The sequence below is a fragment of the Pseudonocardia kongjuensis genome, assembly GCF_039526905.1.
Taxonomy (GTDB): domain Bacteria; phylum Actinomycetota; class Actinomycetes; order Mycobacteriales; family Pseudonocardiaceae; genus Pseudonocardia; species Pseudonocardia kongjuensis.
Genome location: NZ_BAAAJK010000014.1, coordinates 17,770 through 39,137 on the forward strand (window position 1 = coordinate 17,770; position 21,368 = coordinate 39,137).

Consider the following 21,368-nt stretch of genomic DNA (forward strand, 5'->3'; position numbering starts at 1 on the left):
GCGGGCCGGTGCAGCGCTGCGGCACCGGCCCGCCCCCGGCTCAGCCGGCCGCGGGGGCCCGGTCCGCCGGGCGACCGACGAACAGCGCGACCACCAGCACGACCAGCGACACGAACGCCGCCGTCAGGAACGCCGCCTGCACCCCGGCCGCGTCCACCCCGGCACCGGCCGAGGCCAGCGTCATCACGGTGATGAACAGCGCCGTGCCCGCGGCGCCGGCGACCTGCTGCAACGTGGTGAGGATGGCGCTGCCGTGCGAGTACAGCTCACCGGGCAGCGCGCCGAGGGCGTCGGTCATCAGCGGGGTGAACATCAGTGCCAGTGCCGCCGACAGGCCGACGTGCAGCACCACGACCAGCCAGATCGGGGACGCCGCGCCGAGCGTGGTGAACCCCCACATCACCGCGCTCAGCAGCAGCGCACCGGGGATCACCAGCCGGCGGGCCCCGATCCGGTCGTAGGCGCGGCCGACGAACGGCGCGATCAGCCCCATCACCAGCCCGCCGGGCAGCACCACCAGCCCGGCCACGAACGCGCTGTCGCCGAGCACGTCCTGGATGTAGAGCGGGAGCAGGATGATCGCGCCGAACAGCGACATGAAGCCGACCGCGACCAGCACCACCGCGATCGTGTAGCGGCGGATCGCGAACGGCCGCAGGTCGAGCAACGGCGCGGCGGTGCGCTGCAGCCGGATCTGCCGGTGCACGAACACGGCCAGCGCGAGCACGCCGACGACCAGCGGCACCCACGGCGGGACGCCCTCCCCGGCACCGGCACCGCCGTGCGCAGCCCCCGCTGCGGACTCGCCGATCGCGGACAGGCCGTACACCAGCCCGGAGAAGGCGACCGCGGAGATCAGCACGGACAGCACGTCCAGTGGGGCCTTCGAGGTCTCCGCGGTGACCCGCAGCCAGATCGCCCCGGCCGCCAGCGCGAGCAGCGCGATCGGCAGGACCAGCCAGAACATCCAGCGCCAGCCGAGCGCGGACAGGATCACCCCGGACAGCGCGGGCCCGACCGCGGGCGCCACCGCGATCACGATCGAGATGGTGCCCATCGTCTGCCCGCGGCGGGACGCCGGGACCAGGCGCAGGATCGTCGTCATCAGCAGCGGGATCATCACCGCGGTGCCGGTGGCCTGCACGACCCGGCCCGCGAGCAGCACCCCGAAGACCGGGGCGAGCGCGCACAGCAGGGTGCCCGCGCTGAACAGGCCCATCGCCGCCAGGTAGACCGAGCGCGGCGGGAACCGCTGCAGCAGGTACCCGGTGATCGGGATGACCACGGCCATCGTCAGCAGGAACCCGCTGGTCAGCCACTGCGCGGTGGAGGCGGTGATCCCGAGGTCGGCGATCAGCACGGGCAGCGCCACGCTCATGATCGTCTCGTTCAGGATCATCACGAACGCGGAGCCGACCAGCAGCGAGATGATCAGCGGTGCACCCGCCGGGAGCCGTTCGGCCCCGGTGGGCTCGGTCGTCGGCTCGGTCGTCACGGCGGGTCGCCTCCTGCGGTCGGGGCCGGGCCCGGACGTGCGTGGACCCGGCGAGATCGATGCGGTGGAACCGAGTCAACACGAGACGGTCCCGGGCGGCGACCGGATTCGTGCTGCGCGGACGCCGCGCCGGACCCGTCACCGGTGGTGCTCGATCCGAGGATGGCACGCGGGTCCGACAGTTCCGTGGCGCGTCCGTGGTGCATCCGTGGCCCGAGCGCTCCCCCGGGGGTGATCCGGCACCGTCGCCGGGCCGCTGCGGGCCCGGTCCGGTAGACAGGGACACATGGAACAGGTCGTGTTGCTCGACGACGACGGCAAGCCGGTCGGGGTCGCCGACAAGGCGACCGTGCACGGCGCGAGCACCCCCCGGCACCTGGCGTTCTCCTGCTACGGCGTGGACGACGCCGGGCGCCTGCTGGTCACCCGGCGGTCCCGGAGCAAGGCCGCGTTCCCGCTGGTCTGGACGAACACCTGCTGCGGGCATCCGGCACCCGGCGAGGACATGGCTGACGCGGTGCAGCGCAGGCTCGGCGACGAGCTCGGGATCCGGGCCACCGAGCTGCGGCTGGTGCTGCCCGACTTCAGCTACCGGGCGTCCCAGGACGGGGTGGAGGAGAACGAGCTCTGCCCGGTGTTCGTCGCCCGGCTCGCCGGTGAGCCGGATCCCCGGCCGGACGAGGTCGAGGACGCCGAGTGGTGGAGCTGGGACCGGTTCCGGGCCGCCGCCGACGATCCGGGGTCCGGCCTGTCGCCGTGGGCCCGGCTGCAGGTGCCGCTGCTCGACGCCCTCGACGACCCGCTGCTGGCGGCCGCGCGCGGCTGATCGCGCCCGGCTGGTGTGATGGTGGGTGTGAGACCCGCGCCCACCGGACCCGATCTCGCGGCCGGCCTGGCCGCCGCGCTGGACGACGCGCTCGATCCGGTCCCGGCCGGGCGGCTCGGCCCGGTGGTGGACCGGCTGATCCGCGACTACCGCAGCGGCTCGGTGCCGGCCGCGCCGATCCTGCGCACCGCCGACGATGCCGCGGCCTACGCCGCCTACCGGATGCCGGCCACCCACGCCGCCGTGCTGGACGTGCTGGGCCGGGCCGCCGGCCGGGTGCCGGAGCCGCGGGAGCTGCTCGATCTCGGCGGCGGCACCGGCGCGGCGGTCTGGGCGGCGGCGCAGACCTGGCCGTCGCTGCGCCGGGCCACGGTGCTGGAGGCGGCCGCCCCGGCCCGCGCACTGGGCGGCCGGCTCGCCGCCGGGGCCCCGACCGCCGCCGTGCGGGACGCGCGCTGGGAGCCCGCGGTGCTGGGCACCGGCACCGAGCTGCCGGCGACCGACCTGGTCACGGCCTGTTACCTGCTGGGCGAGCTGCCGGAGCCGGTGCGGGACGCGCTGGTGGACGCCGCCGCCCGGGCCGCCCGGGTGGTCGCCGTCGTCGAACCGGGTACGCCCGCCGGGTACGCCCGGGTGCTGGCGGCCCGGCAGCGGCTCGTCGCCGCCGGGATGACGGTCGCGGCGCCCTGCCCGCACTCCGGCGCCTGCCCGGTGACCGGCGACGACTGGTGCCACTTCGCGGTCCGGGTGAGCCGCAGCTCGCGGCACCGGGCGCTCAAGGCCGGCTCACTGGGTCACGAGGACGAGAAGTTCTCCTACGTCGTGGCGACCCGCCCCGGCGACGCCGGACCGGCCCCCGGACGGGTGGTCCGGCATCCGCGTTCCCGCAAGGGACTGGTGACGCTGAGTGTCTGCTCGGCGGACGGCTCGCTGCGCGAGACCCCCGTTCCGCGCAGCCGCCGGGAGCTGTTCCGGGCCGCCCGCGACACCGCGTGGGGCGACCCGTGGCCGCCCGCCTGACGATCATCGGACAGGGTGACCGAGCACACGTCTGTGATCCACGACATTTTCGTTGTGAACCTGTAACACGCACCGGCATCGTGGGCGACTGACCGGGCGCGACGGCCATCCGGTGGGCCGCGAGCAGCGACTTTCTAGTAGATCGAGCACGACCATGACCGACACCCCCACCGGTGCCCCCACCGATCGACTCCCCACCCTCGTGCGCACCCGGCACGGCTACCGGGTGCACGACCCGGCGCTGGTCGCCGGCACCTCCTACGTGATCGACGACGCCGGCGATCTGGTCTGGACCCGGGTCCCGGCCGGCGCGATGACCGCGGGCGCCGTGATCACCTCGCTCGTCGTGGCCGTCACCACGGGTGACAACAGCTGGACCTGGTCGATGCTCACGTTCCTGGTCGCGCTGCCGGTGTCGTTCGCCGCCGCGATCGCCGTGCTGTCGGTGGTGCACGCCGTGACCGATCCGGTGCGGGCGTACCGGGCGCGGTTCGGGCACAGCCGGTTCGCGGTCGACGTCACCGACCGGGGATCGGCGCGCTGGCAGCTCTGCGTCCGGGCCGAGCGGCTGGCCGCGAGCCGGTCCTGGCAGGCCGGCCGGATCGACCCGACCCGCACCCTCGGCGGGCTGCTGTGGACCGCCGTCGGTGGCGGCGAGGAGTGGGCCGCCCAGGCGCTGCACTCGCTCACCGAACCGGCGACCGGCCCGGATCTCACGTCCGTCTGAACCACGGCGGCGGTCACACCGCGTAGCGGGCCACCGGGAGCAGCGCCTCCGGATCGCGGCGGTCGCCCTCGGCGGCGACGCAGGCGCGCAGCGAGCGTTCCAGTGCGTCCTCGTCGAGCCCGGTCCCGATCAGCACCAGCGTGGTGCGGCGCGGCTCGCCGGCGTCCCACCGGTTGCGCTGGAACCGGACGTAGCGGCCGACCGTGTGCAGGTCCCAGCGCTCCCGGGCCGGGGCCGCCGCGAACCGCACCGAGCCCTTGATCCGGTACAGGCCGGAGGGGCGGGCGTCGAGCAGGTCCTGCAGCCGGGCGGCGTCCAGCGGCTCGTCGCACTGGAACGTCACGCTCTGGTAGCCGGCGTGCAGGTGCGCGGCGTGGTCGCCGGCGGCGGGACCGTCGCGCACCTGCTCGCCGAGCATCAGCTGCCGCCCGGGCACGATCTCGATGTCGAACAGCAGCGCCGGGTCGATCGCGCCGTCGCGGACCGGGACGATCGGGGCCCGCGGGTTCGCCTCCCGGCACAGCCTGCGTACCCGCCACAGCGGGCCGGGCCCGACCCGGTCGATCTTGTTGAGGACCACCAGGTCGGCCATCCCGACGTGCCGGTCCAGCTGCGGATGCCGGCGGCGGGTGGTCTCGAACTCGGCGGCGTCGACCACCTGGACGAGGCCGCCGAAGCTCAGGTGCTGGCCCAGCGCGTCGAGCACCAGCTGCACCAGCGTGCCCGGCTCGGCGATCCCGCTGGCCTCGATCACGACGACGTCGATCTCGTCCCGGCGCCGGGTCAGGTTCGCCAGCACCTCCCCGATGCCGCCCTCGCCGATCTCGCAGCACAGGCAGCCGTTGCCCAGCCCGACGACACCGCCCGCCTGACCGGCCAGGCGCATCGCGTCGATCCCGACCGAGCCGAAGTCGTTGACGACCACGCCGATGCGCGCGTCCCCGCCGGCGGCGAGGAGGTGGTTCAGCAGGGTCGTCTTGCCGGCTCCGAGGAACCCGGCCAGCACCACGACCGGGATCTTCCGGGGCACCCGACATGAGTACCACGCTGGGCGACCGTGGCAGAGTTCCCCCTATGCCCGACTCAGCTGCCGGACGTCCGCCCCGCGGGACGATCGCCGTCGCCGGTGAGGCCCTCGTCGACATCGTTCCTGCTCCCACCCAGGGCTACTGGGAGTTCGCGCCCGGTGGCAGCCCGGCGAACGTGGCGGTCGGGCTCGCCCGGCTCGACGTGCCGGCCCGGATGCTCGCCCGGCTGGCCGACGACCTGCTCGGGCGCAGGCTGCGCGACCACCTCGCGGTCAACGGCGTCGACCTCACGCACTCGGTCGAGGCGGACGAGGCGTCGTCGCTGGCGATCGTCGAGATCGCCGGGGACGGGCAGGCGTCCTACGACTTCCGGGTCGACGGCACCGCCGACTGGCAGTGGACCCCGGACGAGCTGTCCGGGGCGCTCGACGACGGCCCGGCCGGCCCGGTCGTGGCCGTCCACTCCGGGTCGCTCGCGCTCACCACGGCGCCCGGTGCCGAGGTGCTGCGCGAGCTGATGGCGACCGCGGTGGACACCGCGACGGTCAGCTACGACCCGAACTTCCGGCCGCTGCTGATGGGGTCCCCGGCCGAGGTGCTGCCCGGGGTGCACGAGCTGCTCGGCCTCGCCGACGTGGTGAAGGTCAGCGAGGAGGACCTCGGCTGGCTGCATCCCGGCCGGGAGCCGGGTGACGTCGTCGGTGAGTGGCTGGAGCTCGGGCCGGCGGTCGTCGTCGTCACGCTGGGGGCGAACGGGGTGCTCGCCGGCACCGCCTCCGGGCTGCACAGCGTGCTGCCCGGGCGGAAGGTCGACGTGGTGGACACCGTCGGTGCCGGGGACAGCTTCTCCGCCGCCCTGCTCGCCGGGCTGCACCGGCGCGGGCTGCTCGGCGCGACCGCCCGCGACGACCTCTACCGGATCGACCGGGCGGCGCTGGACGGCGTGCTCGGCGAGGCCGTCACCGCCGCCGCGATCACCTGCTCGCGGCACGGCGCCGATCCGCCGACCCGCGCCGAGCTCGACGCCGAGGGCTGAGCCGCTACTCGCCGGCCAGCATCGCGTCCTGGGCCTGCTGCTCGTCGGGCGTCAGCTCGCGCGGCGCCCGCTCCGGGTAGTCGCGCGGCTGACCGGTCGCGTTCGCGCCCGGCGGCAGGCTCAGCGTCGCCGGCTCGCTCTCCGGGATCGCCCACTGGCTCGCCCAGTCCATGTGCATCGCGGTCGGGCCGCCCGCCGGCGGAAAGTAGTCGAGCTGCATGGTCATGTTCATCGGGCGCGGCGGGAAGTGGTCGGTGTTCGTGTTCGTGTACCACTCCTCCCCGTCGACGTAGGCGGTCATCTTCTCCGGGGTCCACTCCAGCGCGTAGGACGACCACTCGGTGGAGTCGTGCTGCGTGGCGCCGTAGTCCTGGTCGTTGTTCGGCCCGTAGTGCAGGAAGAAGCTGGTCTCCTGGCGGTCGTCGGAGAGGATCTCCATCCAGTCGATCTCGCCGCCGACCGGGAAGTCCTCGGCCACCGGCCAGAGCAGCAGCAGCGCGTTGAGCCCGCCGCTCGCCTCGTCGGACTTCACGCACGCCTCCCACCGGCCGTGCCGCTGCCCGGGGTGCCAGCTGACCGCGCCGGTGGTGCCCTCGGCGTCGGCGGTGATGGACATGACGCCGTCGGCGACGGTCACCGCGTCCGGGGTGCGGATGCCGTTCTTCGCGTGGCCGGGCTCGGGGCCGTAGGGGTGCCAGTCCGGCGGGACCTCGTCGATCCCCTCGAAGTCGGAGTGCCGGTCCGGTTCGCCCCAGCCGTGCTGTTCGGCCGCGGTGGTGGAGCAGCGCGACACCGGTTCCGCGGGGGCCGGCTGTGCGGGGCTCGGCTGCTCGGGGCCGGGCTGTGCGGGACTCGGCTGCTCGGGGCCGGGCTGCTCGGGGCCGGGCTGCTCGGGGCCGGGCTGCTCGTGGCTCGGCTGTGCGAGGCCGGGCTGGGCGGGGCTCGGCTGGGCGGGTCCGGGCTGGGCGGGGCCGGGGTCCTCCTGGGTGATCGCGGTCCGGGTGGCCGACGCGGCCGACGCGGCGGGGGCGCCCACCACGGTCGTCGCCGCCGACACCGCCACGGTCGCGGCCAGCACCGTCAGCGCCGCCAGACCGGTCCTCGTCCTCGTTCGCACCGTGGGTCACTCCCGTCCCTCGCGTTACCGTCCGTCCCATCAGACGAGCGGACGGTGAACGAGGCCAGCGGAAACACCCGTCCGGGCCTCCCCCGATCAGGGCGACATACCGGACACCTCACCCACCGTGAGTCCACCGGGCGCCCCCGTCACCTCAGGTAGCCCCCGGCGGAGGCCCGCCATCGTTCGCACGGGTTCGTGGCGTTCGCACGGGATCGGATCCCGTGCGAACGCGACGAACCCGTGCGGACCGTGCATGCCCGTGCGGGCGGTGGGAGAGTGCGGGGTGTGGGGCGTCCTGGGGTGGCTGTCGCGTTGGACCTCGCACCGCATCCGGAGGGCGGCTGGTACCGCCGCACCTGGGCTTCCCCGTTGACGGTCGACACGCCGTACGGGCCGCGGCCGTCGGCGACCGCGATCCTGTACCTGTTCGACGGGCCGGGGCGCTGGCACCGGGTGCGCTCGACCGAGCTGTGGTGCTGGCACTCCGGTCCGGAGGCGGAGCTCCTCCTCGCCGGTGACGGCGACGAGCCCGGCGATCCCGTCCCGCTCCGGCTGGGGCGCCCCGGCCGGCTCGTGGTGCCGGGCGCGGACGGCCGTCCGATGGCGGGCCCGGGCGATCCGGCGGCGCTGGCGGGCGAGCCGGCGGGGCTTCCGGGCGAGCCGGCAGGGATCCCGGGCGAGCCCGCGGGCGGTCCGGTGGTGCCGGGCGGTCCAGCAGTCCCGGGCGGTCCGGCGGGTCCGGGCGGTCCGGCGGGTCCGCCCACGCCGGACGTGCTGCCGCAGCGGGAGGTCCCGCCCGGGGTGTGGCAGCGGGCCGTTCCGCTGGGCGACGGTCCGGTGCTGGTCAGCTGCGTGGTCTCCCCCGGCTTCGACTTCGCCGACTTCGAGATGCGCTGATCCCCCGCTGCGCGGTCAGCGCCCCAGCAGCCCGGCGGCGTCCCGGGTGTTGCGGATCTTCTCCGGCGCCACCCCGCAGGCCATGGCCCGGGCGCAGCCGTGGTCGAGCCAGTCGAGCTGGCCGGGGGCGTGCGCGTCGGTGTCGATCGTGAAGTCGCAGCCGGCCTCGACGGCGAGCCGCAGGAGCCGTTTGGGCGGGTCCAGCCGCTCCGGCCGCGAGTTGATCTCGACGGCGACGCCGTGCTCCGCGCAGGCGTCGAACACCTGCTGCGCGTCGAACTCGGACTCGGGGCGCTTGCGGCGGCCGGTGACCATCCGGCCGGTGCAGTGCCCGAGCACGTCGACGTGCGGGTTGGCGACGGCGGCGAGCATCCGGGCGGTCATCTCGTCGCGGGGCATCCGCAGCTTGGAGTGCACGCTGGCGACCACGACGTCCAGCGCTCCGAGGAGCTCCTCGGACTGGTCGAGGCCGCCGTCGTCGAGGATGTCGACCTCGATCCCGGTGAGCACCCGGAACCCGGACCCGGCGGCGGCGATCCGCTCGTTGAGCGCGGCGACGTCGTCGAGCTGGCGGCGCAGCCGCTCGGCGGACAGCCCGTTCGCGACGGTGAGCCGCGGCGAGTGGTCGGTGACGACGAGGTAGTCGTGCCCCAGCCCGATCGCGGTCTCGGCCATCTCGGCGAGCGGCGAGCCGCCGTCGGAGGCGTCGGTGTGGCTGTGGCAGTCCCCGCGCAGCGTGTCGCGCAGCCGCTGCGCGGCCTCGGCCAGCGGGACGCCGTCGGCGTCGGCGCGGGCCACCGCGTCCTCCAGCCGGCGCAGGTACACCGGTTCCTCGCCGGTCACCGACTCGCCGACGCAGCGGGCGGTGACCTCGCCGATGCCGCGCAGCTCGGTGAGGCCGCCGGAGGCGTGCAGCCGGGCCAGCTCGTCGGGGTCGCGGCCGCGCAGCGCGGCCGCCGCGGTGCGGAACGCGCGGACCCGGTAGGTGGACTCGCCGGCCCGTTCCAGCAGGAAGGCGATCCGCCGCAGGTCGGCGACGGCGTCGCGCGGGTCGCTCATCCGGACGAGGTTAGCCGCGCATCCAGCGCCGGGCCCGCGGCGTCCACACCTCGGCCCAGACCCCGGGCAGCCGCCGCTCCAGCTCCAGCATCCGGGCGGTGTCCCGGCCGTGCAGCACACCGAAGGTGAATCCGTTGCCGTTCTCCGCGCCGGCCCGGGCACCGAGGGTGCGCAGCAGGTCCCGGGAGACGACGGCGTCCTGGTGGTCGCCGAGCACCCGCTGCACCCGCTTGAGCCGCTTCGCGAAGCGGCGGGCGTCGGCGCCGGCGACCGGGCGGACCACCTCGGTGGCGTAGCGGAGCTGCTTGCCGGTCTTGCGGGCGTCGTGCAGGGTCACCGGCGCCACCTCCCCGGCCTCCAGGTCGCCCAGCGCGCGTTCCATCCGGCGGTCCAGCTTGCGGGCGGTCCGGCCGATCATCGCCGGCATCGTCCGAGCGGCCGGGCGCTCCGCCCGCGACGACAGCGGCGGATCGGCCAGCAGCCTGCGCAGCGCGCCCTTCAGCGCGGCGTACCGCTCCCCGTCGACGACCTCCAGCACCGCGGCGCCGGTCTCGGCGCGGGTCCGGGCGAAGTGCCGGGTGACGGCGGCCTGCACCGGCCCGAGCAGCAGCTCCGGCTCCAGCTCGGCGAGCCGGGCGTCGAGCCGTTCCTGCTGCACCTCGGCGTCGCGCTCCCCGGCGAGCGCCCGGCCCAGCCAGCGCAGCTCGGCGATCAGGTGCGCCACCCGGGGGCCCTCCAGGACCCGGCGGTAGGTGCGCAGCGCGCTGCGGGCCCGGCGGGCGGTGACCCGCATCTGGTGCACCGCGTCCGGCACGTCCTCGCGCAGGTCCCGCTCCCGGGCGGTCAGCGTGTCGAGCTGCCCGCCCAGGTAGTCGAGCAGCACCGCGCCGGCGCTGCCCCGCCGCCCGGTGCGCCGCGGCGGCTCCGCGGCGGCGGCGACGGCGAGCAGCTCGACGAGCCTGCGCTGGGCGACGCCCGGTCCGCGGCTCAGCCCGGTGGTGCGCAGCGCCTCGTCGATCTGCTGCAGCAGACCCGTCGGGGCGGTACCGGGCCGGACGACGGTCTCGGTCCAGCTCTCCACCGCGGTGGAGGCGCCGAGGGTGGCGACCCGGACCTGGTCGCGGCGCAGCAGCGCCAGCTCGCGGCCGCCGGCGTCGTGCAGCTGCTCGACCGAGCGCACCACGTGCACCCGGCCGACCGGGCCCAGCTCGCCGTCGCCGCGGACCCGCCGGACCAGGGTGTCGATCTCGTCCGGGACGCCGCCGGTGCCGGTGCCCTCGACCTGCGGTTCCGGCAGGTCGACGCGCAGCTCGTCGTCCGGTTCGCCGTCCGGGAGCCGGAGCACCCAGGCCGAGCTGCCGGGTCGTCCGCTCGCCCGGTCCGGCACGATCCGTTCGACGAGGAGTTCGATCCCGGCGGCGGACAGCCGCAGGTCCGGGGTGTCGAAGCGCTCGTGCTCGCGGACCTCCGCGTCGGTCACCGTGCGGACGCCGTGCAGCCCGGCCAGGCCGGTCAGCCGGGGCGCCCCGGTGTGCGCGGGCCCGCGGTAGGCCAGTTCCCCGGAGGATGTGCTGGTCGTGCGGGTGTCACTCATGCCCCCGGGGTTCCCGCGGGCCACCCGGCGTAGTCGCCGCCATCCGGGGGACCGTTCAGACCGCCTTGCCCGGATTGAGGATGCCGTGCGGGTCCAGCGCCGCCTTCACCGCACGCTGCATCGCGACCACCCGCGGGCCGAGCTCGCGCTCCATGCCGTCCCGCTTGAGCAGCCCGACGCCGTGTTCACCGGTGACGGTGCCGCCCAGCTCGACGGCCGCGGCGATGATCTCGTCGAACGCCGCGCGGGTGCGCTCCCGGGCGGCCGGGTCGCCGTGCGGGGTGAGCATCAGCGGGTGCAGGTTGCCGTCGCCGGCGTGCGCGACGGTGGCGATCCGCACGTCGAGCCGGCGGCCGATCTCCTCGATCCGGCCCAGCATCTGGGCCATCCGGGTGCGCGGGACGCAGACGTCCTCGGTGAGCATCCCCATCCCGAGCTGTTCCAGCGCCGGATAGGCCATCCGGCGGGCGGCGAACAGCGCGTCGGCCTCGGTGGGGTCGGTGGAGGCCATCGCGTCGGTGGCGCCGTGCCCGGTGAAGGCGTCCAGGATCGCCTCGGCCTCCGCGGCCGCGGCCGGCTCGGGCAGGTCGGTCTGGGCGAGCAGCAGCGCCGCCGCGCCCTCCGGCAGCCCGGCGTTGCGCCAGCTGTTCACCGCGGCCAGGCACTCCCGGTCCACCAGCTCGAACACGGCGGGCTGCAGCCCGCGTTCGGTGACGGCGGCGACCGCGGCGCCGCAGTCGGCGAGCGAGTCGAAGAACCCGACGACGGTGCGCGGCGCCGCCGGGCGGGCCGGGCGCAGCTTCACCGTCACCTCGGTGATGACGCCGAGGGTGCCCTCCGAGCCGACGATCAGCCCGGCCAGGTCGTAGCCGGCGACGCCCTTCGCGGTGCGCCGCCCGACCCGCACGATCTCGCCGTCGGCGGTGACCACCTCCAGCGCCAGGACGTAGTCGCGGGTGACGCCGTACTTCACGCAGCACAGCCCGCCCGCGTTGGTGGCGACGTTCCCGCCGATCGTCGACCAGGGCGCCGAGGCCGGGTCCGGCGGGTACCAGAGACCCTGCGCGGCGCAGGCGGCCCGCAGGTCGTCGTTCACCACCCCCGGTTCGACGACGGCGAGCCGCTCCCCCGCCGAGATCTCCCGGATCGCGGTCATCCGTTCCAGCGACAGCAGCACGCAGCCCTCGACCGCGTTCGCGCCGCCGGACAGCCCGGTGCCGGCGCCGCGCGGGACGACCGGGACCCGGTGCCGCGCGCAGGCGGCGACCACGGCGGCGACGTCGGCGGTGCTGCGCGCCCGGACCAGGCACAGCGGGGTGCCGTGCTCGGCCCACTCGGCCTCGTCGTGCACGTAGGGGCGGACCGTGTCCGGGTCGGTGCGGACCTGGTCGCCGCCCAGCGCCGCGGCCAGCTCGGTGAGCACCGCCCGGCCCGCCGCGTCCGGGCCGGACGGGTCCAGCCGGGCCGGGGCGGTGGACCCGCCGAACGGCCTGCCCTCCGGTTCGACGACCACCGGCGGGGTGTCGAGCAGGTGGTCACCGACGGGTTCGCGCTCGGACATGCCGCTGACGGTAGGTCCCGGCCCCGGCACCGGGCCAGCGCGCGCCGGCCGCACGGCTCGAACATCGCCGCCCCGTACCGGCCCCGCCCGGCGCAGGCCCGGCCCGGCGCAGGCCCGACCCCGGCCACCCGGCGCATTCCCGACCCGGCGCAGCCCCGCCCGGCGCAGGCCCGGCCCGGCCGGGTCAGGCCCGGCCCGGCCGGGTCAGGCCCGGCCCGGCCGCACCTCCGGCAGCCGGGTGCGCGGCGCCGGGACCGCGGCGTCCGGCCCGGGCACCGCGGCCGGCGGCGCGGGCGCCCCGGCCCACTCCATCCGCGACCACGGCAGCGCCAGCTCCCCGGTCCCGGTGACCGGGTGCGGCGCCAGGTCCGCCAGCGGTCGCGCCTCGGCGTGCCGGGCGAACACCCCGCCGACGTAGCGGTGCCCGGTGTCCGGCGCCACGAACAGCACGGTGCGGTCCGGTTCCAGGCCGCCTTCCCAGCGGGCCGCCAGGTACGCCGCGCCCGCGGACAGCCCGGCGAACACCGCGTGCCGGCGGAGCAGCGCCACCGCGCCGGACAGCGCGGCGCCGAAACCGGTCCAGTGCACGACGTCGTAGGCGGTGTGGTCGACGTTGCCGAACGGGATGGAGCTGCCGATCCCGGCGATGATGATGTCCGGATCGGCGACGTGCTCGCTGCCGAAGGTGACGCTGCCGAACGGCTGCACCCCGACCAGCCGGGTCCGCCGCCCCGGCGGGTCGCCGGCCCGCAGGTAGCGGGCCAGCGCACCGGTGGACGCCCCGGACCCGACGCCGCCGACGACGGTCAGCGGGACCGGCCCGAGCGCGTCGCGCACCATCCGGGCGACCGGGCGGTAGCCGAGATGGTGCACGTCGTCGTGGTACTGGCGCATCCAGTGCAGCCGCGGATCGGCGGCCAGCAGCGCGTGCACCCTGGCGACCCGCCTGCTCTGGTCGAGCTTGAGATCGTCCGAGGGCGGCATCGGGTCCAGCCGGGCGCCGAGCAGCTCCAGCTGGACCCGGACGGCGTCGTCGACCGTCGTCGATCCGACGACGTGACAGCCCAGCCCGTAGCGGTGGCAGGCCAGCGCGAGGGCGATCGCGTAGATCCCGCTGGAGGAGTCCAGCAGGGTGTCGCCGGGCGCGATCCGGCCGGTGTCGAGCAGGTGCCGGACGGCGGCGTCGGCGCTGAGCACCTTCATCGTCTCGAACCGCAGGCAGTGCAGGCGCTCGCCGACCCGGACCAGGTCCGGCCGGCCGACGGCGTCGGCGACGTGCTCGACCGGGTTCACCGGTGCACCCCCGCCGCGACGGCGGGCGCTCCGGAGCCGGCCGCGAACGTCCCGGTCACCGGCAGCCCGGCGGCCCGCAGCGCCCGCGCCGCCCGCCCCAGCACCGCCGCCGGATCGGTGCCGGCCGGGTCCACGACCAGCCCGGCGACGTTGCCGCTGTGCGCGATCTGCACGCCCAGCACGCCGGGTTCGTCGGCGGCGCCGAGCAGCCGGTCCAGCTGCCCGTCGGTGCGGTGCAGCCGGGCGCTGCGGGTGGCGACGGCGGCGACCCCGGCCGGGTCGGCGCGCTGCACCGCCGTCCGCAGCCGGTCCCGCAGCTCCTCGTAGCCGTCGACCACCGGCGGTGGCGGGACCGGGGGCGCGTCGGCCGGGGTGTCGACCGGGCGCCCGCCGTCGAGCAGGCAGCCGAGCACGAGCAGCGGCGGCAGTGCCGGACCGAGCGTCTCGATCACGACGCCGTCCCGCTGCGCGAACAGCCGGACGGCCGGGTCGTCGAACATCAGCGGGTCGCTGGCCGCCTCCGCGGCGACGGCGATCCGGGCGACCGTGCGCGGATCGGGCACCACCCCGCAGGCGTCGGCGACCGCGCGGATGGTGGCGACGACGTCGGCGGTGGACGAGCCCATCCCCAGCCCGGCCGGAACCGGCCCGGTCAGCCGCAGCCGGCCGCCGGCCGGCGCATCCGGCGGGGCCACCGCGCGCAGCGCGAGTGCCGCGGCGCGGGCCGCCTTCGTGCGGTCCCGCGGGTGCACGGCGACGCGGGGGGACGCCGGATCCGGCCGGAACCGGGCGTGCACCCCCGCGACCGGCGACGGCAGCGTGACCAGGCCGGGCCGCGGGCGGCCGTCCGGGCCGCGGAAGAACCCCTGCAGCAGCTCCCCGTGATGGCACCCGCCGTACCCGTGGCCGGTCCTCACCGGCCCGTCCGGTACCGGTACAGCGCCGTCGGATCGGCGCTGAACTGGGAGAACGGGAACGGCTCCGCGGACAGCGCGGTGACCCCGGCGCCGAGGAACGCCCGTGCCACCGCGGCCCCGGTCTGGGCGTAGACGGTCAGCGGCACACCGCGCTCGCGGCAGCGCGCGACGATCGGGTCGAAGGTGCCGTTGGCCAGCGTCATCCCGGTCGCGACGACCGCGTCGGCGGCGTCGATCACCTCGTCCGCCGAGTCGGACACCGGATCGTCCCACTGGGTGCGGCGCAGGTCCAGGTCGCACGGCAGGCACTGCGCGCCGCGTTCCCGGATCGCCGCGACCAGCGGGTTCACCACGCCGATCAGCGCCACCCTGGCCCCGGCGGGCACGTCGAGCAGCCCGGCGACGGCGGCGTCGCGGGCCAGCGCCCGGGTCTCCGGGGTGCCCGCGGGGAGCTCGACGCGTTCGGCGCCGGGATCGGTGGCGAACGGCCGGCCCGCCGCGAGCCGGGCGTCCAGCGCGGCGATCCGCACCGGGTAGGGCCGGTCGGGCGCCATCAGGTCGGTCAGCGGGAGGCCGGACAGGTCCTGGCAGGCGACCGGATCGAGCTCGCCGGCCCGCACCGAGGCCGCGCCGAACGCCCGGCCGCAGCGGACCAGCACGTAGTGGTTGCGGTAGGTCACCGGGCCGCCGGCCAGCCGGGTCCCGTGGCCGAGCCAGAACACGCTGGTGGCGGTGTCGCCGTCGGGCAGCGGCCCGGCGCCGCCGGTGAGCGCCTCGTCCAGCAGCTCCGCGACGCTCACCGCGGACACCCGGTGAAGCGGAACAGGTGGGTGAGCACGCCGTCGCCCCAGTCGTGCCGCAGCGCGAGCTCGGTGTCGAAGCCGTTCCGCTGGGCGGCGGTGACCAGGCCGGGCAGGTCCGCGGTGTTGGAGGCGATCACGAAGACCTCCGCGCCGGGGGCGAGCACGTCGCGCCCGGCCAGCTGGGCGAAGAACCGCTCCAGCAGCGCGACGCCCTGGCAGACGTTGCGCACCACGTCCGGGTCGTCGGCGACCGGGACGCTGACCGCGGGCGGGTTGAACGTCACGACGTCGATCCCGAGCCCCTCGGGCAGCCCGTCCAGCAGGTCGGCGACCACGCCGGTGCAGGCGTCGCCGCCGGCGAACCGCCGGTGGTGCCGCACGGCCGTCTCGACGCTGGCCGGGTGCACGTCCACCGCCCAGGTGTGCGCGGCCCCGCGGAGCCCGGCGGCGATCACCTCGATCCCCACACCGCAGCCCATCGCCAGGTACCGGCGCCCGCGCGTCTCGATCTCCCCGGACAGCACCCGGTCGGCGACCATCGCGCTGGTCAGGCCCGGCTTGAACACCCCGGGCGGCAGGTCGAGCTCCAGGTCGTTCCAGCGGTGCGTGCGCGGGGTGTGCAGCGACCCGTCCGGCCGGTTCAGCTCGGCGATCCGGTCGGCGGGCAGCGGTGGCGGCAGCTCTCGCGGCGTCACGGGAACGGGTGAGATCGTCATGTGTTAACGACTATCATTATCATTACGGTCCCGCAACGGTGACGGGTCGTACAGGCCGCCCCCCTGGCCGCCGTCCCGTCCGGGTGATAAATACTCACGATAATCATGTTCATCAAAGGCGCCCTCGGGCTCTCCGTCGTGCTGCTCGTCTCGATCGTCCTGGCGATCGGGCTCGGGCCGGCACCCGTCCCCCCGGACGACACGCTCCGCTACCTCACCGCCGCGGTCACCGGCGGCTCGATCACCCTGGACGAGCTGCCCACCTACGAGATCATCTGGCAGCTGCGGACCCCGCGGGTGCTGCTCGCCGCGGTGGTCGGGGCCGGTCTGGCCGCGGTCGGGGTCGGGGTCCAGGCGCTGGTGCGCAATCCGCTCGCCGATCCGTTCGTGCTGGGCATCTCCTCGGGCGCCTCGGTCGGTGCGGTGACCGTGATGGTGACCGGCGCGCTCGCCTTCGCCGGGATCCACGCGCTGTCGGTCGGGGCGTTCCTCGGCGCGCTCGCCGCGGCCGCGCTGGTGCACCTCGCCGCGCGGCGGCGCGGTCCGGCCGGGACCAGCCCGCTGCGCCTGGTGCTCACCGGGATCGCGCTGGCCTACGCCTTCCAGGCCGCGATGGCGCTGCTGATCTACCTGGTGCCGCAGGGTGAGGCCACGTCCACGGTGCTCTACTGGACGCTCGGCGGGTTCGGCGCCGCGACCTGGGAGTCGCTGCCGGTGGTCACCGTGGTGGTGCTGGCCGGGATGGTGCTGCTGCGGTCCGGTGCCCGCGATCTCGACGTGCTCGCCCTCGGCGACGAGACCGCCGCCAGCTCGGGTGTGGACACCCGCGTCCTGCGCAGGCGGCTGTTCGTGCTCACCTCGCTGATGACCGGTTCGATGGTCGCCGTCTCCGGTGCAATCGGGTTCGTCGGGCTGATCGTGCCGCACCTGGTGCGGATGGTCACCGGGGCGGTGCACAGCCGGGTGCTGCTGCTCGCGCCGCTGGTCGGCGCGGTGCTCGCGGTCTGGGTCGATCTGCTGTCCCGCACCGTCGTCGCACCGCGCGAGCTGCCGCTCGGGGTGGTCACCGCGCTCGTCGGCGTCCCGGTGTTCCTGGTGCTGCTGCGCCGCCGCGGCTACGTGTTCGGCGGGGCGTGAGACCGGTGGGCCTGGAGCTGAAGGGGATCTCCGTCGTCGCCGGCGGCCGGGAGATCGTGCGCGAGCTGTCCCTGGACGTCGCGACCGGCACCGTCGTCGGGCTGGTCGGGCCGAACGGCAGCGGCAAGTCCACCGCACTGCGCTGCATCTACCGTGCGCTGCGGCCGGTCCGCGGCACCGTCCGGCTCGACGGCGACGATCTCGCCGGCTCCGGGCTGCGCGAGAACGCCCGCCGGATCGCCGCGATGACCCAGGACCACGGGTCCGATCTGGACTTCACCGTCACCGAGCTGGTGTCCCTCGGCCGCGCGCCGCACCTGGCCGGGCACCGCTCCCCCGGCCCGGAGGACGAACGGATCTGCGCCGAGGCGATGGCCAGGGTCGGCGTCACCCACCTCGCCGACCGCGGGGTGCTGACGCTGTCCGGCGGCGAACGGCAGCGGGTGCTCGCCGCCCGCGCGCTCGCCCAGACCCCCGAGGTGCTGGTGCTCGACGAGCCGACCAACCATCTCGACATCGCCCACCAGCTCGGCCTGCTCGCCGCGCTGCGCGACGCCGGGCTGACCGTGCTGGTCGTGCTGCACGACCTCAATCTCGCCGCGGCGGCCTGCGACCGGGTCGGCGTGCTCGACGACGGCCGGCTGGTCGCCGCGGGCACCCCGGAGCAGGTGCTCACCCCGGACCTCGTGCAGCGGGTGTTCGGGGTGCGCGCCGACGTCGTCGCGCACCCGGTGACCGGCGCACCCCGGCTGCTCTACGCGCTGCCGTCCCCCGACTTCCCCTGATCCACCCGACCCTGGAGGCCCCCGTGCGGACCACCCGCGCCGTCCCGTTGCTGCTCGCCACCCTGCTCGCCGCCACCGCCTGCGGCGCGCAGGTGGAGGGCGCCGACGCCGCTGCCACGACGACCGTCCCCCGCTGTGCCCAGCCCGTCGAGTACCGCGAGCCGCAGAACGCGGTCGCCTACGAGGGCGGCAGCGCCGACAAGCTGTTCGCGCTCGGCCTCGCCGACAAGGTCCGCGGCTACGTGATGCCGCCGGCCAACCCGCCGGTCACCGAGTCCCCCTGGGCCGAGGACTACGCGAGCGTCGAGATGCTGTCCGACGACCTGCTCAACCGCGAGCTGGTGGTCGACGCGGGCGCCGATCTCGTCGTCGCCGGCTGGCGGTCCGGGTTCAGCGACGAGCGCGGCATCACCCCCGAGCTGCTCGACCGGCTCGGCATCCAGAGCTTCATGCACACCGAGACCTGCTGGAACTACCCGGGCTTCCCGGAGCGGGTCACCCCGATCGAGGGGCTCTACGAGGACCTGCGCCGGCTCGGCGACATCTTCCGGGTGCCCGAGCGGGCCGACGCCGTCGTCGCCGACATGCAGGCCCGGGTCGCCGCGGTCGAGGCGGCCGCGCCCCGGCTGGACCCGCCGCCGTCGGTGTTCCTCTACGACTCCGGCACCGACCGGCCGAACAGCGCCGCGAACCAGGTGCCGCCGAACGACATCATCCGGCTCGCCGGTGGCCGCAACATCCTCGACGACGTCGACGGCCGCTGGACCGACGTCGGCTGGGAGACCGTCGTGGAGCGGCAGCCCGAGATCATCATGATCCTCGACTACGGTGACCAGTCCGCCCAAGAGAAGATCGACTTCCTGAAGTCGCTCCCGACGCTGCGGAGTGTCCCGGCCGTGCAGAACGACAACTTCTTCGTGCTCGACTACAACGAGGGCATCTCCGGCCCGCGCAACATCGACGGCCTGGAGCGCTTCGGCGGCTACCTGCGGGAGTTCAGCCGGTGACGGCCCGGTCGGTGCTCCGCGAGCCCGCCTTCCTGCGGCTGTGGACCGGGACGACGGCGTCCGGCCTGGCCACCTGGGCGCTGCCCTTCGTGCTCGGCCTGGCCGTCGTCGACGGCTCGGTCACCGCGGTCGGGCTCGGGCTGGCACTCGGGGTGCGCACCGCGGGGTTCCTCGCGGCCGTCCCGGTGAGCGGGGTGCTGGCCGACCGGTACTCGCGACGGGCGACCGTCGGCTGGTCCGGCGCCGCGGCCGTGCTCGGCTCGGTCGCGGTGGCCGGCGGGCTCGGCGGGCCGCTCTGGCTGCTGCTCGCCGGCTGCGCGCTGGCCGGGGCCGGCCAGGGCGCCTGCCGGCCGGCGTTCCAGGCGCTGGTCGTCGAGGTCGTCGACGCCGAGCGGCGCCAGCAGGCCAACGCGGCGATGACCTTCTCGGTGCGGGCCAGCACCCTGGTCGCGCCCGCGCTGACCGCGCTGGCCGCCACCGCGTTCGGCGTGCGGGTGCTCGCGCTGGCCATCGCCGCCCTCTGGGTGGTCGCCGCGGCGCTGCCGCCGCGCGGGCTGCGCCGGCCGGCACCCGCCGGGGCGCGGCCGGGCTTCCTCGCCGAGTTCGCCGAGGGCGTCGCCGAGGCCCGGCGGCATCCCTGGTTCCTGGCCGGGCTGGGCGCGCTGACCGCGGTCATCGCCACCGGGTACTCGGCGACCGGGGTGGCGCTGCCGCTGGTCAGCCGGGACACCTACGGCGGCGCGGCGGTGCTCGCCGCCGCGCTCACCGGCTACACCGCGGGTGCGCTGCTCGGCGCCGTGCTGGTCGCCCGGTGGCGGCCGGTCGCCCGCGGATGGACGGCGCTGGCCGGGCTCGGGGTGTACGCCGTCGCCCCCCTTGCTCTGCTCACCCCGCTGCCGGTGTGGGTCGTCGTCGGGGCCTACGTGGTCTGCGGGATCGGCATCGAGCTGTTCAACGTGCCGTGGTTCACCGCGGTGCAGCGCGAGGTGGACCCGGCGACCCTGGCCCGGGTGTCCTCGCTGGACTTCCTGCTCTCCTACGGCCTCGCCCCGCTCGGGCTGGCGCTGATCGCGCCGGCGATCGCCGCCTTCGGGCTGCAGCCGGTGCTGCTGGTGTGCGCCGCGGTCTGTCTGCTGGCCCCGGCGCTGGCCGCGCTCGCCCCGGGGGCGCGGCGGTTCTCCCGGGAACCGGCGACCACCGGCTGAGCAGCGCTCCCGCACCCGGCCCGGCCGGACCGGCTGCCCTGCCCGGTCGGCCGGACCGGCTGCCCTGCCTGGCCGCCCCTGCCCGGCCCGCCCTGCCCGGCCGCCCGGCCCGCCGCCCTGCCCGGCTGCCCTGCCCGGCCGGCCCGCTCAGCTGCCGAGCCGGGCGGCCAGCTCGCGGCCCAGCCGCAGCCCGGACAGCCACGCCGTCTGCACCCGGGACCGGCCCCAGCCGTCCCCGGCCAGGCCGATGCCGTCGTCGTCGAGGTGGAACGCGGGCTCGCGCCGCCCGCGCGGGGCGGCGAACCGCCACCGGTGCTGGTGCGTCCACTCCGGCTCCGCCCCGATCCCGAGCAGCCGGCGGACGGCGGCGGTCATCGTGGCGGTGGCCCCGTCCGGCGCGGCGTCGTAGGCCCGGGCCAGCGCGCCGGTCGAGTGCGCGACGAGCACCGGGGCGCCGTCGCCGCGCCGGTCGCCGTCGTCGGCCACCGACGACAGCACCGGATGGTCGTTGACGAACGCGGCGGGCAGCTCCGGCCAGTCCCGGCGGGCGAACCCGAGGGTCAGCGCGAGCACCGGGTCCCACTCCCGGTCGGCGACGGCCGCGCCGGCCGCGGTGTGCGGGTCGAGCAGCCGGGCGGCCTGCGGATCGGGCATCGCGACGACGACCGCGTCGCACGGTTCGCCGTCCACCCGGGGGCGCCCGTCCGGGCCGGGCCGGACCTCGCGGACCTCGTGTCCGGTGTGCACCGTCAGGTCCCGCGCGGACTCGGTGACCAGCGAGCGCAGGCCGCCGGGCGCGGCCCAGCGCATCGGGCCGGGACTGTCCGCGACCCGGGCGCCCGACTCGAACACGGCGAGCGTGTCGGTCCACTCCCGGACCAGGCCGTCCCGGCGCCAGTGGCGGACGCGGGCGTCGAACTCGTCGTCGGACACGGTGAAGTAGGCGGCCCCGATGTCGGCCGGGCGCCCGTCGTGCCGGTGCACCGCGAGCCGGCCGCCGACGCCGCGGGCCCGCTCCAGCACGACGACGTCCACCCCGCGGGCGGCGAGCTCCCCGGCGCAGGTCACCCCGGCGATCCCGGCCCCGATCACGATCACACCCACACCGACGAACCTAGGCCGCCGCTTCCCGCGCCGCGCAC

20 protein-coding genes are annotated in these 21,368 nt (G+C 76.1%); 9 read left to right on the top strand and 11 right to left on the bottom strand.

Annotated elements, in window-relative coordinates; all coding sequences use genetic code 11:
- Nucleotides 1–40: 40 nt before the first annotated feature.
- Nucleotides 41–1,495, bottom strand: coding sequence for an MDR family MFS transporter (locus tag ABD160_RS16895; RefSeq protein WP_344023480.1), 1,455 nt, complete (start codon nucleotides 1,493–1,495; stop codon nucleotides 41–43).
- A 286-nt stretch (nucleotides 1,496–1,781) separates the two neighbouring features.
- On the opposite strand from ABD160_RS16895, the gene idi reads away from it, so the two are divergent.
- The 3 genes from idi (at nucleotide 1,782) to ABD160_RS16910 (ending at nucleotide 4,068) form a co-directional block, all read left to right on the top strand.
- On the top strand, nucleotides 1,782–2,321 hold the full coding sequence (gene idi / locus ABD160_RS16900; protein ID WP_344023482.1) for an isopentenyl-diphosphate Delta-isomerase: 540 nt from the start codon (nucleotides 1,782–1,784) through the stop codon (nucleotides 2,319–2,321).
- Nucleotides 2,322–2,348: 27 nt separating this feature from the next.
- Nucleotides 2,349–3,341 carry a small ribosomal subunit Rsm22 family protein gene (locus ABD160_RS16905; RefSeq protein WP_344023484.1) on the top strand — a complete coding sequence of 331 codons (993 nt, stop codon included), beginning with the start codon at nucleotides 2,349–2,351 and terminating at the stop codon, nucleotides 3,339–3,341.
- A gap of 154 nt (nucleotides 3,342–3,495) precedes the next feature.
- Nucleotides 3,496–4,068, top strand: coding sequence for a hypothetical protein (locus ABD160_RS16910; protein WP_344023486.1), 573 nt, complete (start codon nucleotides 3,496–3,498; stop codon nucleotides 4,066–4,068).
- Nucleotides 4,069–4,081: 13 nt separating this feature from the next.
- Here ABD160_RS16910 and ABD160_RS16915 read toward each other — a convergent pair whose 3' ends face one another.
- On the bottom strand, nucleotides 4,082–5,098 hold the full coding sequence (locus tag ABD160_RS16915) for a CobW family GTP-binding protein (protein WP_344023489.1): 1,017 nt from the start codon (nucleotides 5,096–5,098) through the stop codon (nucleotides 4,082–4,084).
- 44 nt (nucleotides 5,099–5,142) lie between these two features.
- Between ABD160_RS16915 and ABD160_RS16920 the strand changes: the two genes are divergently transcribed.
- Complete coding sequence (locus tag ABD160_RS16920; RefSeq protein WP_344023491.1) at nucleotides 5,143–6,132, top strand: carbohydrate kinase family protein; 990 nt, start codon at nucleotides 5,143–5,145, stop codon at nucleotides 6,130–6,132.
- A 4-nt stretch (nucleotides 6,133–6,136) separates the two neighbouring features.
- Here the strand turns inward: ABD160_RS16920 and ABD160_RS16925 are convergent, their stop codons facing one another.
- On the bottom strand, nucleotides 6,137–7,249 hold the full coding sequence (locus ABD160_RS16925; protein ID WP_344023493.1) for a glycoside hydrolase family 16 protein: 1,113 nt from the start codon (nucleotides 7,247–7,249) through the stop codon (nucleotides 6,137–6,139).
- Nucleotides 7,250–7,552: 303 nt separating this feature from the next.
- Here ABD160_RS16925 and ABD160_RS16930 point away from each other — a divergent pair, with 303 nt between their 5' ends.
- Entirely contained in the window at nucleotides 7,553–8,149 is a 597-nt protein-coding gene (locus ABD160_RS16930; protein WP_344023495.1) for a cupin domain-containing protein, read from the top strand.
- A gap of 15 nt (nucleotides 8,150–8,164) precedes the next feature.
- On the opposite strand, the gene ABD160_RS16935 is transcribed toward ABD160_RS16930, so the two are convergent.
- The 7 genes from ABD160_RS16935 to ABD160_RS16965 all read right to left on the bottom strand — a co-directional run bounded on the left by ABD160_RS16935 (nucleotide 8,165) and on the right by ABD160_RS16965 (nucleotide 16,071).
- Entirely contained in the window at nucleotides 8,165–9,208 is a 1,044-nt protein-coding gene (locus tag ABD160_RS16935; RefSeq protein ID WP_344023497.1) for a PHP domain-containing protein, read from the bottom strand.
- Nucleotides 9,209–9,218: 10 nt separating this feature from the next.
- Nucleotides 9,219–10,802: a CYTH and CHAD domain-containing protein gene (locus tag ABD160_RS16940; protein ID WP_344023499.1), complete on the bottom strand. Its 1,584-nt coding sequence runs from the start codon at nucleotides 10,800–10,802 to the stop codon at nucleotides 9,219–9,221.
- A 55-nt stretch (nucleotides 10,803–10,857) separates the two neighbouring features.
- A complete protein-coding gene (locus ABD160_RS16945; RefSeq protein ID WP_344023501.1) occupies nucleotides 10,858–12,363 on the bottom strand; it encodes an FAD-binding oxidoreductase in 1,506 nt (501 codons plus the stop codon).
- A gap of 204 nt (nucleotides 12,364–12,567) precedes the next feature.
- Nucleotides 12,568–13,656, bottom strand: coding sequence for a pyridoxal-phosphate dependent enzyme (locus ABD160_RS16950; protein ID WP_344023503.1), 1,089 nt, complete (start codon nucleotides 13,654–13,656; stop codon nucleotides 12,568–12,570).
- Nucleotides 13,653–14,573 (bottom strand): GHMP family kinase ATP-binding protein, encoded by a 921-nt coding sequence (locus tag ABD160_RS16955; RefSeq protein ID WP_344023505.1) that lies wholly within the window; start codon nucleotides 14,571–14,573, stop codon nucleotides 13,653–13,655. Before ABD160_RS16955 ends, ABD160_RS16950 begins: the two co-directional genes overlap by 4 nt.
- Nucleotides 14,570–15,373, bottom strand: a complete 804-nt coding sequence (locus tag ABD160_RS16960; RefSeq protein ID WP_344023507.1) for a Rossmann-like domain-containing protein — start codon at nucleotides 15,371–15,373, stop codon at nucleotides 14,570–14,572. The genes ABD160_RS16955 and ABD160_RS16960 overlap by 4 nt, the downstream gene beginning before the upstream one ends.
- Nucleotides 15,370–16,071 carry a class I SAM-dependent methyltransferase gene (locus tag ABD160_RS16965; RefSeq protein ID WP_344023509.1) on the bottom strand — a complete coding sequence of 234 codons (702 nt, stop codon included), beginning with the start codon at nucleotides 16,069–16,071 and terminating at the stop codon, nucleotides 15,370–15,372. Before ABD160_RS16965 ends, ABD160_RS16960 begins: the two co-directional genes overlap by 4 nt.
- A gap of 126 nt (nucleotides 16,072–16,197) precedes the next feature.
- On the opposite strand from ABD160_RS16965, the gene ABD160_RS16970 reads away from it, so the two are divergent.
- From ABD160_RS16970 to ABD160_RS16985, 4 genes are read left to right on the top strand one after another with little or no spacing between them, the layout of a single operon-like run.
- Nucleotides 16,198–17,229: a FecCD family ABC transporter permease gene (locus ABD160_RS16970; RefSeq protein WP_344023511.1), complete on the top strand. Its 1,032-nt coding sequence runs from the start codon at nucleotides 16,198–16,200 to the stop codon at nucleotides 17,227–17,229.
- A 5-nt stretch (nucleotides 17,230–17,234) separates the two neighbouring features.
- Nucleotides 17,235–18,014: an ABC transporter ATP-binding protein gene (locus ABD160_RS16975; RefSeq protein WP_344023721.1), complete on the top strand. Its 780-nt coding sequence runs from the start codon at nucleotides 17,235–17,237 to the stop codon at nucleotides 18,012–18,014.
- Nucleotides 18,015–18,037: 23 nt separating this feature from the next.
- Complete coding sequence (locus tag ABD160_RS16980) at nucleotides 18,038–19,021, top strand: ABC transporter substrate-binding protein (protein WP_344023513.1); 984 nt, start codon at nucleotides 18,038–18,040, stop codon at nucleotides 19,019–19,021.
- A complete protein-coding gene (locus ABD160_RS16985; protein WP_344023515.1) occupies nucleotides 19,018–20,226 on the top strand; it encodes an MFS transporter in 1,209 nt (402 codons plus the stop codon). The genes ABD160_RS16980 and ABD160_RS16985 overlap by 4 nt, the downstream gene beginning before the upstream one ends.
- A gap of 147 nt (nucleotides 20,227–20,373) precedes the next feature.
- Here the strand turns inward: ABD160_RS16985 and ABD160_RS16990 are convergent, their stop codons facing one another.
- Nucleotides 20,374–21,330, bottom strand: coding sequence for an NAD(P)/FAD-dependent oxidoreductase (locus tag ABD160_RS16990; protein WP_344023517.1), 957 nt, complete (start codon nucleotides 21,328–21,330; stop codon nucleotides 20,374–20,376).
- Nucleotides 21,331–21,368: the final 38 nt, after the last annotated feature.